The organism is Arenibacter arenosicollis (genome assembly GCF_014397245.1).
In the GTDB taxonomy this organism is placed as follows: domain Bacteria; phylum Bacteroidota; class Bacteroidia; order Flavobacteriales; family Flavobacteriaceae; genus Arenibacter; species Arenibacter arenosicollis.
This window is the reverse complement of the sequence record NZ_JACLHY010000001.1, coordinates 444448-458209: the sequence shown is the minus strand read 5'-3', so window position 1 is coordinate 458209 and position 13762 is coordinate 444448. Positions and strand designations below refer to the sequence as shown.

Sequence of the window (13762 nt, the reverse complement as noted above, 5' to 3'; positions counted from 1 at the left end):
ATGCTAAGTAGAATCGCAAATACCATGTATTGGATGAATAGGTACGTTGAAAGGGCCGAAAATTATGCCAGATTCATGGATGTAAATTTCAATCTTTCTTTGGAATCAACCCCTGATGCCATTCAGCAATGGAAGCCTTTGGTGGTTATTACTGGGGATTGGGATCTGTATGAGTCGCTCTATGAGACCGTGGAAAAGGAAAAAGTCATATATTTCTTGGGATTCGACCCTCAAAACCCGAATTCGGTCTACAACTCTATTCGGCATGCAAGGGAAAATGCAAGGGCCATTAGACCAGAATTGACCAAGGAAGTATGGGAACAAATCAATTACCTTTATTATTTCGTGATGGAAGAATTGGAAAAAAAGAGTTGGAAAGAGAATGACCCACGTCTATTTTTTAAAAAAGTGAAGGAAGGTTGTCAACTCTTATACGGAATTTTGGCCATCTCCATATCGCGTAACGACGGTTGGCATTTTGGTAAAATAGGGCAACTGATAGAACGTGCGGACAAAACTTCCCGTGTTTTGGATGTAAAATATCACATCTTACTAACAACACCACAAGCCGTAGGCACTCCTTTCGACTTGGCTCAATGGGCGGCTTTGCTTAAATCAGTATCCGCATATGATATGTATCGAAAAAAATATGGGAAACTTACCGCTTTGAATATTTCTGAATTTTTGATTTTAGATAAGGTTTTTCCCCGCTCCATCAACTTCTGTTTGATTGAAGCTGAAAAGTCCTTAAACGCAATAACTGGTAATGAAGGAGGGTTTACCAATACCGCTGAAAAACAGTTGGGTAAACTTAGGTCACAATTGGAATTCACAGATGTAAATGACATTTTTGATAGTGGTTTACATGAGTATATCGATACTTTCCAGAAAAGACTCAACGAGGTGTCTACAGCAATTTACGACTCCTTTTTTGCAAACTCACACCAACAAACAAGTCTTAATATAGAAAACCAATGAACCTCTACATTTGTACTGTATTAAAATTGGGTTTTGGGAGTATAATGCGCACAGGGCCTATCACTGGTCAAAAAAACATACAGGCTAAAAAGCAAGTAAAATTAAAGCGCTTAAAAGAGGCTATGCGGAATGTCAAATCTACACCTGAAAGATAAGGTTTTATGGAAGTTGAAATTATACACGAAACCGAATATGAGTATCAATCGGAAGTCTATTTAGAACCGCATTACTTTAGGTTCAAACCTAGAGAAACACCATATGCAGAATTAAAAAGTTTTGGCTTAGAAGTGTCTCCTAAGGTAGCCGGTATTTCTCAACAGAAGGACGCCGAAAACAATACAGTACATTTTAGTTGGTATGAAGGTATGCATACCAAACTAAGCATCAGGTCGACATCCATATTGACCGTTACCCCTTATAACCCATTTAATTTTCTACTGTATCCACCAAGCTTTAATCAAATGCCATTTGAGTATGACGACGCCTTAAAAAAACTTTTAATTCCATTTGTTGAGAAAATTTCTATTGGGGCATCTTTGAAAGAGTACGGCGACGTTATATTATCGGATGTAAATGGCAATACACTTGGCTTTCTAAGTGAACTCACCAGGCATATTCATGAGGATTTTGTCTTGGAAATACGAGAAATAGGAGAACCCTACCAGCCTGATCAAACATTTGAATTGAAAAAAGGGTCATGCCGGGATTTTGCATGGATGCAAATTCAACTATTGCGTCACCTAGGTATCGCAGCGCGTTTTGTAAGCGGGTATTTTTACGTTGAGGTAGATAATCCTAAATACGAGCTTCATGGTTGGACAGAAGTGTTCCTGCCCGGTGCAGGGTGGATAGGCTATGATCCCAGCAACGGTATTAGAACATCGAATATGTATTTTCCAGTATCCTCAAGTGCCAATTATTTGAATACCATGCCCGTTTCAGGGTCGGTAAGGGGAAATGCGATTTCAATTCTTACAACAAGTCTAAAAATTAAACTGCATCATTAATTCGTCGGAGACTTTTTGAGTGTAGAACGAAACAAGTTTTGGAAACGGACGTATAACATAACCAATAGGTTGCCTTATTTTACTAATACAATTTAAATCTATAGCAAGTACGGGATTCGAGAGTTCTTTATTAGGCTGTGCTCTTGAGCAAATTATTCTTCAGCGCTTACCCTCCAAATCGTATTGGTGACATCATCGGTCACCAGTAGGGAGCCATCGGGCAACATCGCCAGTCCCACGGGGCGCCCATAAACTTTGTCCTTTTCGGAATCAACTATGAAACTGGTTAGGAAATCCTCGGGATCGCCCGAAGGTTTCCCCTTTTTGAACGGAATGAATACGACTTTATAGCCGGACAATTTGTCCCTGTTCCAAGATCCGTGCTGGGCTACAAAAGCCCCGTGACGATATTTTTCAGGAAATGTTTCCCCTCTGTAGAAAAGCAAGCCCAAAGAAGCGGTATGAGGGCCTAGGTTGACATCGGGTAGCAGGGTTTCCTTTATTTTTGCAGGTTTGATGTAGCTGACCCTGGGATCTTCATTTTGGCCATAGTAGACATAGGGCCATCCATAGAATCCATTTTCTTTGACCTGGGTAAGATAATCGGGCACCAAATTATTGCCCAAACCGTCCCTCTCGTTGACCGCCGTCCACAAGGTTTCGGTTTCAGGTTGCCAATCCATGCCTACAGGGTTACGTAGTCCAGAGGCAAAGACCCGAAGACCTGTTCCATCCGGGTTTATCTCTAAGATATTAGCTTTCAACACCTCCTTTTCCAAACCTTTTTCAGCTATGTTACTACCACTTCCCACTGCAATGTAGATTTTCGAGTTGTCGTCGTTAGAAACAATATTTCGGGTCCAGTGACGGTTGGCTTTTCCAGCAGGCAAATCGATGATCCGTTCTGCCGGTCCGCTAATTTTCAATTGTCCTGTGTCGTAAGGAAAGCGTAATACCGCATCTGTATTGGCGACATAGAACCACTTGCCCATTATAAGCATTCCAAAAGGCTGATTGAGTTCGTGTTTAAGAAAGGTTTGCCGTATATCAGGACTGCCATCATGGTCTGTATCGCGTAATAGTGTGATGACATCCGCGCTGTTTTTAAAGCTTTTGGACCTTGAGGCACCTATGAGCCAGGCCCCAATTTTCTTCCATAGCGGATAATTGGAATTGCTCTGGGCTACCAGCACATCGCCGTTGGGGGCTGTGTACATCCACCGGGGATTTTTAAATCCATCCGCATATTTTGTTACATTAAAGCCATTAGGGGCATTCGGTACACGGCCGTTCTTCCAACCGATTACTTTGGAATAGTTGGACACCGATTTGGATGCTGTCAATGGGGGAAGCGAATCTACCGTTTGTGACCTACAGAAGAAGGCTACCACAATGAATAGTATACTTGTTAGGATTTTCATTTTTCTAAACTATTATCCACATCTAATTTTAAATACCTTCTAAAATATATATAGATTCCAATAAGGCATTGCTCAAATACATTATATATTGATGTAATCCCACAACATCGAATTGATTTCAAGGGCCAAGGCGAATAACTTTTTGGCATCCCATTTATTGGATACGGAAAAGGAGGTAAGTCCAGGTTTGATGTACTAATGGTGTTTTAGGTACCATTGCAGAGGTCATTTGATGTCCAAATAATTTTTAACTTAATTAGCGTGAAAATTGCGCACAAAAAAAAAGGGCTTCAAAAGTTAAAAACTCTTGAAGCCTTGTGTTTACTTGGTGGAGAATACCGGAGTAACTGTGTTGCTCCGCAAAATATCCAATCCTGCAAATGCAATTGGTTAGGCCTATTGGCATAGGCCTTTTAAAACACGAAAGCCACTCAAATAAACTTGAGTGGCTTTCCTTAGTTTTAAAACGCAAAACCAATTGCGTTTGATCGTGGAGAATACCGGAGTCGAACCGGTGACCTCTTGCCTGCCAGGCAAGCGCTCTAGCCAGCTGAGCTAATCCCCCAAATTTGGCTGCCGCAAAGAAAATACTTTTTCTGACACTATCAAAGTACAATTTAAGCTTATTCCAAAATTATTAATCTTTTTTCACACTTAACACCAAAACTGGCACTGGAGCGTAAAATTCCGATTTGGGAATTGTGTTTTTTTCCCATAGTTTTTTAAAGAAACCTCTTTTTCTTCTGAAAACACAAAGTAAGTCTGGGTGTTTTGCTTCAAAATGCTGTAATACCCCTAAATATGTAGAAGGATTTTCAGATTGGATAAGTTCTGCACTCAATCCCATTAATGACATATTTATCTTTAGATCTTCCTTGGTGTAGCCTGGCGTTTTTACAAATAAGAGACTAACCTTGGACTCAAACTTTTTCTTAATTTCAATCAAAGGGTATAAAATACTCTTCTGCTTCAATACTCCAGATTTAAAGGCTGTCAATACTGTTTTAAACGGTTTAAAAACAGTCCCCTTTGGAACAATAAGAGTAGGTATATCCGTTTGTTTTACAATTTTTCCAGAAGTATTTCCTAAATACAATTCCTCTTGTATGTCGTTACTTCTTGGAGCCAAAATAATTAGGTCAATCCCTAAATCTTTGTCTATGTCCTTTAGTCCGTCCACGATATCTCCATTATAAGTGGCCATTTTAATAGTTACATTTTTGGAATCCACCTTTTCAATGACCGCCTTTATATGCTCTTTACTGCTTTCTGCAAGTTTTTCCCTGATGTTCGCCAAAGTACTGGCACTGGCACTAACACTAAATACTTCCATTACAAAAATATTGGAACCAAATTCGGTTGCGAAGTCCACCGCGTATTGTAATGTTTCGTGTGCATTTTCAGAGGTTCCAATCGGAACTAGGATATTTTTCATCTGTTTATATTTATTTTATGGTTGGTCATCCCGATACCTATCGGGAGTAATTCGCCATATTAATCATTTCGGTTAGCTTCCAAAATCGTTATGGCTCATTTCATAAGTTCAGTCTTAATTGTTTTTAACGCCTTTACTAGTTCGTTGGTCAGACATGGCGTAATTAATATTTTGGTTAATGTTTATAAAATGGCTGTGCCTTTACTTGATACGATTGTTCATGAATAGCATAAATTTACAAATTAAATTTAACCGTGCATGATTCGATTGGCAAAGATATTGGAAATTCCCGACATTCTTAATATTACTAAGGCTTGCGCCAATAATATGATAGAACAGGGCATTTATCAATGGAACGAATATTATCCTTCACTAGAGGCCTTTAAGTTAGATGTTGCCCGAAAGGAACTTTATGTTTTGGAAGAAAAAGGAAAATTAATTGGATCAGTAGTGGTCTCCACCCTAATGGATTCTGAATATGATCCAATTAACTGGTTAACCCCAAATGGAAGGAATATTTATATTCATCGGTTGGCCGTTCATCCAGAGCAACAAAGAAAAGGGTATGCCGTGAAATTAATGGATTTTGCAGAGGAATATGCCAGGAAAGCGGGTTATATATCCGTAAGACTTGATACTTTTAGCAAAAATAGCCGTAACAATAAATTCTATTCGGTTAGAGGTTACAAAACTGTTGGAGATATTTATTTCCCCAAACAGAGTCAATTTCCCTTTCATTGTTTCGAACTAGTATTGTAAAACATTTCTTTTTGAAGACAGTAATAAATTTTAAAACCATTAATAATCTTGCCATTCCTGCAACCATAGCGGGCATTGCGGAGCCAATACTATCTATTACGGACACTGCGATAGTGGGCAACATACCCCAAGATGGGATGGAGTCCTTGGCAGCGGCGGGAATAGTGGGTTCCTTTTTATCAATGTTAATATGGATATTGGGCCAGACACGTAGCGCAATTTCCGCGATATTGTCACAATACTTGGGTGCGGGGAAGTTGGATAGGGTTAAAACACTCCCGGCACAGGCCATTTTCCTAAACATTCTGTTAAGTATTGTTATTCTCCTTTCTACCATTTTTATAGTGGAGGAAATATTTGTTTTGCTCAATGCCAAAGGCAGAATCCTGGAGCTCTGTATTTCTTACTACTCCATTCGGGTTTGGGGCTTTCCATTGACCTTATTTGTATTCGCGGTAATGGGTATTTTTCGAGGTTTGCAGAATACATTTTACCCTATGTTGATTGCCATCACGGGGGCGGTTTTAAATATAGTCCTTGATTTTGTATTCGTATACGGTGTGGAAGGGATTATTTCTCCGATGTATTTGGAAGGTGCGGCTTGGGCTAGTTTAATTGCCCAAGGCATAATGGCTTTAATGGCATTTGTATTGCTGGTTACAAAAACAAGTATAAGCCTTACCCTTAAATTCCCATTACATCCTGAACTGGGTAGATTAGTGGTAATGAGCCTAAACCTGTTTGTTAGGGCATTGGCTTTAAATACTGCCTTAATTTTGGCGGTAAGGGAGGCAACTGCATTAGGTGACAAGTATATAGGTGCCCATACTATAGCAATAAACCTTTGGCTTTTTTCAGCTTTCTTTATTGATGGCTATGGAGCTGCCGGGAATATAATGGGCGGTAAGTTGTTGGGTGCCAAGAATTACGACGGACTTTGGGAATTGGCCAAAAAAATCATGCTGTACGGGTTAATTATAAGTTTAATTCTTGTTGCGGCAGGTTTTGTATTTTACAGGCCTATAGGGCGTATATTTTCCAATGACATTACAGTATTGCAAACCTTCTATTCCATATTCTTTATCTTGATTCTTGGTATACCTATGAATATGGTTGCCTTTGTTTTCGACGGACTTTTTAAAGGTTTGGGAGAAATGAAATATCTCAGGAATGTCTTGCTGGTAGCAACCTTCCTAGGTTTTGTTCCTTTGCTCTTTCTAGGTAAATATCTTGGTTGGGGGCTATATGGTATTTGGCTTTCATTTACCCTTTGGATGTTTATTAGGGGAGGTGCATTGGTATGGAAATTTAGACGAAAGTTTCGTCCGCTTCTTCAAAACGTTTAATTTTGAAATACCCCTTTTAACTTTGACCCATAATTTTAGGTATGGGAGTAAATTTAGGAAGGATAACAACTAACAAGAATAATATGGGCACTACCCGATCAAACGGAAGTTTATATACCAACATTGTAAATAGGGTTGCTACTGTAGAATTTGGGCATCCTGCCAGTAATTCATTCGTTGCGGAACTTTTGGAAAGACTTACCGCAACTTTGGGGGAATTATCAGTAAATGATGAGGTATCGGTAATAGTATTAAAATCTGAAGGGGATAGGGCGTTCTGTGCTGGCGCATCCTTTGATGAATTGGTGGAAGTGAGTAATTTATCTGAAGGAAAAATTTTCTTTGGCGGATTTGCCCATCTAATCAATGCCATGAGAAGCTGCAAAAAGCTAATTGTAGGAAGGGTGCAAGGTAAGGCAGTAGGAGGTGGAGTAGGAATTATATCTGCATGTGATTATGTGTTTGCCGCCGAGGCAGCGGCCATACGGTTGTCCGAACTCACCATAGGTATAGCTCCCATGGTAATTGCCCCAGCAGTACAGCGAAAAATTGGGATTGCTGGCTTATCGGAACTCTCACTCTCACCCAATGAATGGAAAAATGCCTATTGGGCGCAGGAAAAAGGATTGTTCTCCAAGGTTTTTAATAAGCTGGAAGAGTTGGACAAGGAATTGGAAATTTTCACTGAAAAATTAGCTAAGTACAATCCAGAAGCCTTGCAAGAATGGAAGAAAGTGCTGTGGGAAGGGACTGGCCATTGGGACACGCTATTAACCAATAGGGCTGAAATTACAGGACGTTTGGCGATTTCTGAAGAAACCAAAAACGCACTCTCAAAATTTAAGAAATAGAAGTATTATGAGCAAGTTCCGCATCGAAATTAAATGGGCCATTATTTTTTCACTGGCGACCCTACTTTGGATGGCCTTTGAGAAATCTATGGGTTGGCATGACGTACTTATAGAAAAGCACGCGATATATACCAACTTTTTTGCAATCATAGCCATCACCGTTTATGTCTTGGCATTATTGGACAAAAGAAAAGTAGATTATAAAGGGAAAATGAACTGGAAACAGGGATTTATCAGTGGTATCATTTTAAGTGTAATTATATCTTTATTAAGTCCGGTGACCCAATATATAACCAGCACCTTTATTACTCCTGAATATTTCACAAATATTATTAAGTTTGCCGTGGATTCTGGTAAAATGACCCAGGAAGCTGCCGAAAATTATTTTAGTCTGAAAAGTTACGTGATTCAGAGTGTTTTTGGCGCATTGACCATGGGAATCGTTACCTCGGCCATTGTAGCTTTTTTTGTGAAGAAACAATAACCGACCTTGTTGATCGTTTTATTTTTTTTAAACTTTTGTAATGGATATTTTATCGTTCTTAAACGGGAACTTTGTTTTCCCTCTATTAGCCCTAGTTTTACTTGTGGTTTATTTCCTTAATCGAATTAAAAACAATAGAAAATATAAAAGGTAATTAGGTTATCTGGTTTTTAACCACCCAGTGATACTCAGGCGTTCACGATGGGCAGGTTTTACTTCATGCTCCAATTCCTGACTTTCAAAAATAACTACCTTCCCAGGAAAGGGGGTGATATGTTTTGCCTCTTCGCCATTTTCTGTGGGTAGGTAAAGTACCAACTCACCACCATCTTTTTCAGGTACCCAGTCTGGTTCATTCAAATAACAGACCATGGATAGTTTGCGGCGGTCGTCGTTTTGAAAGGTATCCAAATGTCTCTTGTAAAAAGTACCATCCGGATAAATGGCATAGTGGAATTCTTTGAACATAATTCCCATAAAACAGGTTTTGTTTAGATAATGGGCCAATTCGTTGATTTTTAAGAAAAATTGTTGTTCCAAAACATCATTGCTTTTCTCATCCATCCAAAGAATGAAATCGCCACGGATCGCCTTCACGATCAATTCGTTCACCCGATTTCCAATAGCAGCTTTCTTAAACTCGTCCTCTTCATATTTTGCAAGTAGGGATTCCCGTAATTGGGCTACTTCTTCCACAGAGAAAAAATCGTCGACAATACTGTATTTCTGAATTAGGATATCCTCGATCACTTTTTCGAAAAGTGGATTCTCCTTAAATGCCAATTGCTCAAAAAGTTCTACCAAGGTTTTGACGTTTTAAAAATCGGGCAAAAATAGATGAAAATAAGATTGGTTTTACATAATGTATTAAGTCTATATGAACTTCCCAAACAATCTATTGTAGTAAGATAATGTTTATGATCGATTTTTGGCTTAATCCTAGGTTTTTAATACTTTTTCATTAACTTTTGAGGTTCAAATACGAAATAACACTAAAAATGAAATATATTTTACCTTCAATTTTGTTCTCTGTGGCTATAATACTGGGAAGCTGTAGAGATAATAATAAAAGCACGTACAAAACCGAGAATAAAAGGTGGTACAAGGGAAATTTGCATACCCATTCGTTTTGGAGTGATGGGGACGAGTTTCCTGAGATTATTTTAGACTGGTATAAGTCGCACGACTATCAATTTATAGCCTTATCGGATCATAATACCATTTCTATGGAGGAGAAGTGGATACCGGTTCGGGAAGATTCCATTTATCAAAATAGCTTTAAGAAATATTTGGAAACCTATGGTGAGGATTGGGTAGATTATAAAATGGACTCTGGAAAAGTAGAGGTGAAATTAAAGACCTATGCCGAATATAGCGATCTGTTTGAAAAGGCCGGAGAATTTTTGGTGATTCATTCGGAGGAAATTACGGACAGATATGAGGACAAACATGTTCATATGAATGCTACAAATATTCAGAAAAAGATAGATCCTCAGGGAGGCAACAGTATACCGGAAGTCATGCAAAACAATCTAAATGCTGTGCTTAAACAACGAAAGGAAACAGGAGTGCCTATTATGCCCCATATTAATCATCCCAACTTTTTTTACAGCATAAGCTTGGAAGATATGATATCTTTAAAGGGAGAGCGTTTTTTTGAGGTGTATAACGGTCATCCCATGGTTCACAATATGGGAGATTCGACCCATATTTCCATGGAAGAAATGTGGGACCAGATCAATATTTCCTATATCAATAGTAAAAAGCCCATTATGTATGGTTTGGCAACCGATGATTCGCACAATTACCATAAAATAGGACATAAATGGAGTAATTCCGGAAGGGGTTGGGTGATGGTGCAAGCCGACACCTTGTCCGCACCTGCATTAATCGAGGCCATGGAAAAGGGGAATTTTTATTCTACGACAGGGGTTACGCTAAAAGCCTTGGAATCTGGAAAGAAAAATTTGAAGGTGGAAGTAGAGCCAGAAACCGGAGTTAAATATACCATAAGCTTTCTTGGCTGCCTTAAAGGGGAAACCGAAGTCAAGGAGTTTAAATCTGTTGAAGGTAATACGGCCAATTTTGATATAACGGACGATATTCTCTTTGTTAGAAGCAAAATTACTTCTTCAAAACTTCAGGAAAACCCTATTGAAGATATAAAATACGAATCCGCTTGGACACAACCCGTGCTCAACGATTAGTTTCCAAGAATAAATTACCTTTGCAGTCCAAATAAATATTATGGGCAACATTCGTATTACCAAACAGTTTAATTTTGAAACTGGACATGCATTGTATGGTTATGACGGGAAATGTAGAAATGTACATGGCCACAGTTATAAACTTTCCGTAACCGTAATTGGACGGCCTATTACGGATACGGCCCATGTTAAATTGGGAATGGTTATAGATTTTGGGGATTTAAAGAAAATTGTCAAGGAAGAAATTGTGGACCAATTTGATCATGCCACAGTTTTTAACAAAAATACACCCCATGTGGAATTGGCTCAAGAATTAACGGATAGGGGGCACAATGTGATATTGGCCGATTACCAACCTACAAGTGAAAATATGGTTTTGGATTTTGCAGATAAAATAATGGCCAGATTGCCGAAAAATATCAGCTTACATTCTCTAAAACTACAAGAAACAGATACCTCCTTTGCAGAATGGTATGCTTCTGATAATTAAAAAGGCCCTGAATGAAAACTATTGACGTTCCCAAGGGCAAAAAGATTTACTTCTCAAGTGATAATCATTTAGGAGCTCCTACCAAAGACCTTAGTTTTCCTCGCGAAAAAAGGTTTGTGGCTTGGTTGGATACCATAAAACAGGATGCTGCGGCAATTTTTCTCCTTGGGGATCTGTTCGATTTTTGGTTTGAATATAAAACGGTGGTGCCTAAGGGCTTTACCCGTACTTTGGGTAAACTTGCAGAAATTACAGATTCGGGTATTCCGGTTTATTATTTTGTGGGCAACCATGATTTATGGATGAACGGATATTTTGAAGATGAGTTGAATATTCCCGTATTTCATAGACCAGAATCTTTTCTTTTAAACGGGACTTCTTTTTTAATTGGGCATGGAGATGGTCTGGGACCTGGGGACAAGGGATATAAGCGAATGAAAAAAGTATTCACCAATCCGGTTTCCAAATGGCTTTACAATTGGTTACATCCAGATTTTGGGGTAAAATTAGCGCAATATCTTTCCGTAAAGAACAAAATGATTTCCGGAGATGAGGATATTAAATTTCTAGGGGAGGAGAACGAATGGTTGGTGCAATATTGCAAGCGGAAATTGGAGCAGCAGCACTATGATTATTTTGTTTTTGGACATAGGCACCTACCTTTGGAAATTACCTTGAACGATCAATCTACCTATGTAAATTTAGGGGATTGGATTTCTTATTTTACCTATGGCGAATTTGATGGTTCTACCTTATCCTTGAAAAAATTTAAGTCCACAGTGAGCTGAAATTAGAAGGGTATTTTCAAAAAAACTTAAACGAAATTCGAAAAAAGGGTAAAGGTGGGTGAAACAAAATTTAAATGTAGTCTATTCCATACTATATTTTGAAATCAAGACCTGTTAATATTTAGTTTTATTGATAATTATTAGTTATTAATATATTAATATTGATAACCAACTTGCTCTTTTAGGTCCCTTAACTTCATTTGAAGCGATATATTTCCCTGCCATTCATTTTCATCCAAAGAAAAAACGGCACTTACTGATGCATTGGTAATTGTAGGTAGATTCTGACCTAAATTAAATCCAATTGCATCAATGGCAGCCCTTTTAGAGCCACTATTTTTATCGAAAAGCTTACATTTTAGGTGTTTACCTTCTTGCCCAACTACTTTTGCGTAACCAGTATCCTTAAGATTTTCTGCCATAAAAACGGGGGTCAAATTTCCTGGTCCAAAAGGGGCAAATTGCTTAATGATCCGCATTAATTTAGGGGTAATTTGATCTAAGCTAATTATGGCGTCCACCATAATTTCGGGAGATAGTAGAGTGGGGTCCATGGTACTGGAAACCACTTCCTCAAATTTAGCTTTAAAAGCTTCGTAATTTTCTTCCAGAAGGGTAAGTCCCGCCGCATACATATGTCCTCCAAATTGTTCAATGGTATTCGAGCAACCTTCCAAGGCTTCATACACATCGAAACCTTTAATAGATCGTGCAGATGCCGCCAATTTGTTGCCACTCTTTGTAAAAACCAAAGTGGGTCTATAATACGTTTCAATTAGTCGGGATGCAACAATTCCGATCACTCCCTTATGCCAAGTTTCCTTGTAGACCACTGATGTAAAACCTTTTTCTTCCTTGTTTTCCTGAATCTGTAGCAGAGCTTCCTTTGCAATTTCTTGATCCAGATTCCTTCGGTCCGTGTTGTATTTCTCTATTTCGGCGGCAAAAAATTCCGCCCGTTCCAAATCGGTTTCTTTAAGGAGGTTAACCGCGTGCTGCCCATGCTCCATACGTCCGGCGGCATTAATTCGTGGTGCAATTATAAACACTACATCGGTGATGGTAAGGACTTGTTTTTTTATCTGATTGATAATGGCCTTAAATCCAACCCTAGGTTCTTGGTTTATTACCTGAAGCCCCCAGTAGGCCATAACCCTATTTTCCCCTGTAATTGGGACGATATCTGCCCCGATAGCGGTAGCTACCAAATCTAGATATGGAATTAAATCCTCCGTAGTCTCCCCTTTTTTGCTACCTAGCGCCTGTATCAATTTAAATCCCACCCCACAGCCGCACAGTTCATCATAAGGATAGGAGCAATCTGCTCTTTTTGGATCCAATACGGCTACAGCATCGGGCAAAGTTTTACCCGGCCTGTGGTGGTCACATATAATAAAATCGATTCCTTTTTCTTTTGCATAGGCAACCTTGTCGATCGCTTTTACCCCGCAATCCAATGCAATTATTAAGGAAAATCCATTATCCTCGGCAAAATCTATTCCTTGGTAAGAAACTCCATAACCCTCATTGTACCGGTCTGGGATATAGGTGGCCACGTTTGGATAAGAGCTTTCCAAATAAGATGAAACCAAGGCCACTGCAGTGGTGCCGTCAACGTCGTAGTCCCCAAATACCAATATATTTTCCTCCTGAGTTATAGCCTTTTCTATCCTTTCTACGGCCTTGTCCATATCCTTCATTAAAAAGGGATCGTGCAGGTGCGAAAGCTGTGGTCTAAAAAACCTCTTGGCATCCTCATAGTTGGTAATGCCACGCTGCAATAATAATTGGGCAACCAATTCGTCTACCTTTAGCGAAGTCGCCAATGCATCTATTTGTGGTTGTTCAGGTTTTGGTTTAATGGTCCAGCGCATGGCAATTATTCCTTAAGCTAAATTTTATTTTTAAACACTTACTTGCCGTCATAGATCTTATTATATAATGCCAGCGGCTCAGCAATAGCTTTGGCATAAGTTATTTCGAATCTACTGTAACC

The 13762-nt window shown here is 39.0% G+C and carries 13 protein-coding genes and 1 tRNA gene; 9 read left to right on the top strand and 5 right to left on the bottom strand.

All coding sequences use genetic code 11. The features are described from left to right. Nucleotides 1–978, top strand: a complete 978-nt coding sequence (locus H4O18_RS01905) for an alpha-E domain-containing protein (RefSeq protein ID WP_187581407.1) — start codon at nt 1–3, stop codon at nt 976–978. 161 nt (nt 979–1139) lie between these two features. Next, a complete protein-coding gene (locus H4O18_RS01900; protein ID WP_187581406.1) occupies nt 1140–1985 on the top strand; it encodes a transglutaminase family protein in 846 nt (281 codons plus the stop codon). A 152-nt stretch (nt 1986–2137) separates the two neighbouring features. Here H4O18_RS01900 and H4O18_RS01895 read toward each other — a convergent pair whose 3' ends face one another. The 3 genes from H4O18_RS01895 to H4O18_RS01885 form a co-directional block, all read right to left on the bottom strand. Beyond that, on the bottom strand, nt 2138–3406 hold the full coding sequence (locus H4O18_RS01895) for a PQQ-dependent sugar dehydrogenase (RefSeq protein WP_187581405.1): 1269 nt from the start codon (nt 3404–3406) through the stop codon (nt 2138–2140). A gap of 491 nt (nt 3407–3897) precedes the next feature. After that, nucleotides 3898–3971 (bottom strand) — tRNA-Ala (locus H4O18_RS01890). Nucleotides 3972–4043: 72 nt separating this feature from the next. Further along, on the bottom strand, nt 4044–4841 hold the full coding sequence (locus H4O18_RS01885) for a universal stress protein (RefSeq protein ID WP_187581404.1): 798 nt from the start codon (nt 4839–4841) through the stop codon (nt 4044–4046). 258 nt (nt 4842–5099) lie between these two features. Here H4O18_RS01885 and H4O18_RS01880 point away from each other — a divergent pair, with 258 nt between their 5' ends. The 4 genes from H4O18_RS01880 (at nt 5100) to H4O18_RS01865 (ending at nt 8281) form a co-directional block, all read left to right on the top strand. Further along, the gene (locus tag H4O18_RS01880) at nt 5100–5600 is read left to right on the top strand and encodes a GNAT family N-acetyltransferase (protein WP_187581403.1); all 501 of its coding nucleotides are present in this window, start codon (nt 5100–5102) and stop codon (nt 5598–5600) included. A gap of 11 nt (nt 5601–5611) precedes the next feature. Further along, entirely contained in the window at nt 5612–6946 is a 1335-nt protein-coding gene (locus tag H4O18_RS01875) for an MATE family efflux transporter (RefSeq protein WP_187581402.1), read from the top strand. Between the two features lie 83 nt (nt 6947–7029). After that, complete coding sequence (locus H4O18_RS01870) at nt 7030–7797, top strand: enoyl-CoA hydratase/isomerase family protein (RefSeq protein ID WP_187581651.1); 768 nt, start codon at nt 7030–7032, stop codon at nt 7795–7797. A 7-nt stretch (nt 7798–7804) separates the two neighbouring features. Further along, nucleotides 7805–8281, top strand: a complete 477-nt coding sequence (locus tag H4O18_RS01865; protein ID WP_187581401.1) for a DUF4199 domain-containing protein — start codon at nt 7805–7807, stop codon at nt 8279–8281. Nucleotides 8282–8440: 159 nt separating this feature from the next. On the opposite strand, the gene H4O18_RS01860 is transcribed toward H4O18_RS01865, so the two are convergent. Next, nucleotides 8441–9085, bottom strand: a complete 645-nt coding sequence (locus H4O18_RS01860) for a 2OG-Fe(II) oxygenase (RefSeq protein ID WP_187581400.1) — start codon at nt 9083–9085, stop codon at nt 8441–8443. Nucleotides 9086–9279: 194 nt separating this feature from the next. On the opposite strand from H4O18_RS01860, the gene H4O18_RS01855 reads away from it, so the two are divergent. Genes H4O18_RS01855 through H4O18_RS01845 form a run of 3 tightly spaced genes read left to right on the top strand, consistent with a single transcriptional unit; the run spans nt 9280 to nt 11766 of the window. Beyond that, complete coding sequence (locus H4O18_RS01855; protein WP_187581399.1) at nt 9280–10488, top strand: CehA/McbA family metallohydrolase domain-containing protein; 1209 nt, start codon at nt 9280–9282, stop codon at nt 10486–10488. A 40-nt stretch (nt 10489–10528) separates the two neighbouring features. Then, complete coding sequence (locus H4O18_RS01850) at nt 10529–10978, top strand: 6-pyruvoyl trahydropterin synthase family protein (RefSeq protein ID WP_187581398.1); 450 nt, start codon at nt 10529–10531, stop codon at nt 10976–10978. A gap of 20 nt (nt 10979–10998) precedes the next feature. After that, a complete protein-coding gene (locus tag H4O18_RS01845; protein ID WP_187581650.1) occupies nt 10999–11766 on the top strand; it encodes a metallophosphoesterase in 768 nt (255 codons plus the stop codon). Nucleotides 11767–11921: 155 nt separating this feature from the next. On the opposite strand, the gene recJ is transcribed toward H4O18_RS01845, so the two are convergent. Next, nucleotides 11922–13640 (bottom strand): single-stranded-DNA-specific exonuclease RecJ, encoded by a 1719-nt coding sequence (gene recJ / locus H4O18_RS01840; protein WP_187581397.1) that lies wholly within the window; start codon nt 13638–13640, stop codon nt 11922–11924. Nucleotides 13641–13762 lie beyond the last annotated feature (122 nt).

What these genes read in the sequence shown, in the direction of transcription:
- H4O18_RS01905 (WP_187581407.1), top strand. Translation starts at nt 1, where the DNA reads ATGCTAAGTAGAATCGCAAATACCATGTATTGGATGAATAGGTACGTT.
- H4O18_RS01900 (WP_187581406.1), top strand. Translation starts at nt 1,140, where the DNA reads ATGGAAGTTGAAATTATACACGAAACCGAATATGAGTATCAATCGGAA.
- H4O18_RS01895 (WP_187581405.1), bottom strand. Translation starts at nt 3,406, where the DNA reads ATGAAAATCCTAACAAGTATACTATTCATTGTGGTAGCCTTCTTCTGT.
- H4O18_RS01885 (WP_187581404.1), bottom strand. Translation starts at nt 4,841, where the DNA reads ATGAAAAATATCCTAGTTCCGATTGGAACCTCTGAAAATGCACACGAA.
- H4O18_RS01880 (WP_187581403.1), top strand. Translation starts at nt 5,100, where the DNA reads ATGATTCGATTGGCAAAGATATTGGAAATTCCCGACATTCTTAATATT.
- H4O18_RS01870 (WP_187581651.1), top strand. Translation starts at nt 7,030, where the DNA reads ATGGGCACTACCCGATCAAACGGAAGTTTATATACCAACATTGTAAAT.
- H4O18_RS01865 (WP_187581401.1), top strand. Translation starts at nt 7,805, where the DNA reads ATGAGCAAGTTCCGCATCGAAATTAAATGGGCCATTATTTTTTCACTG.
- H4O18_RS01855 (WP_187581399.1), top strand. Translation starts at nt 9,280, where the DNA reads ATGAAATATATTTTACCTTCAATTTTGTTCTCTGTGGCTATAATACTG.
- H4O18_RS01850 (WP_187581398.1), top strand. Translation starts at nt 10,529, where the DNA reads ATGGGCAACATTCGTATTACCAAACAGTTTAATTTTGAAACTGGACAT.
- recJ (WP_187581397.1), bottom strand. Translation starts at nt 13,640, where the DNA reads ATGCGCTGGACCATTAAACCAAAACCTGAACAACCACAAATAGATGCA.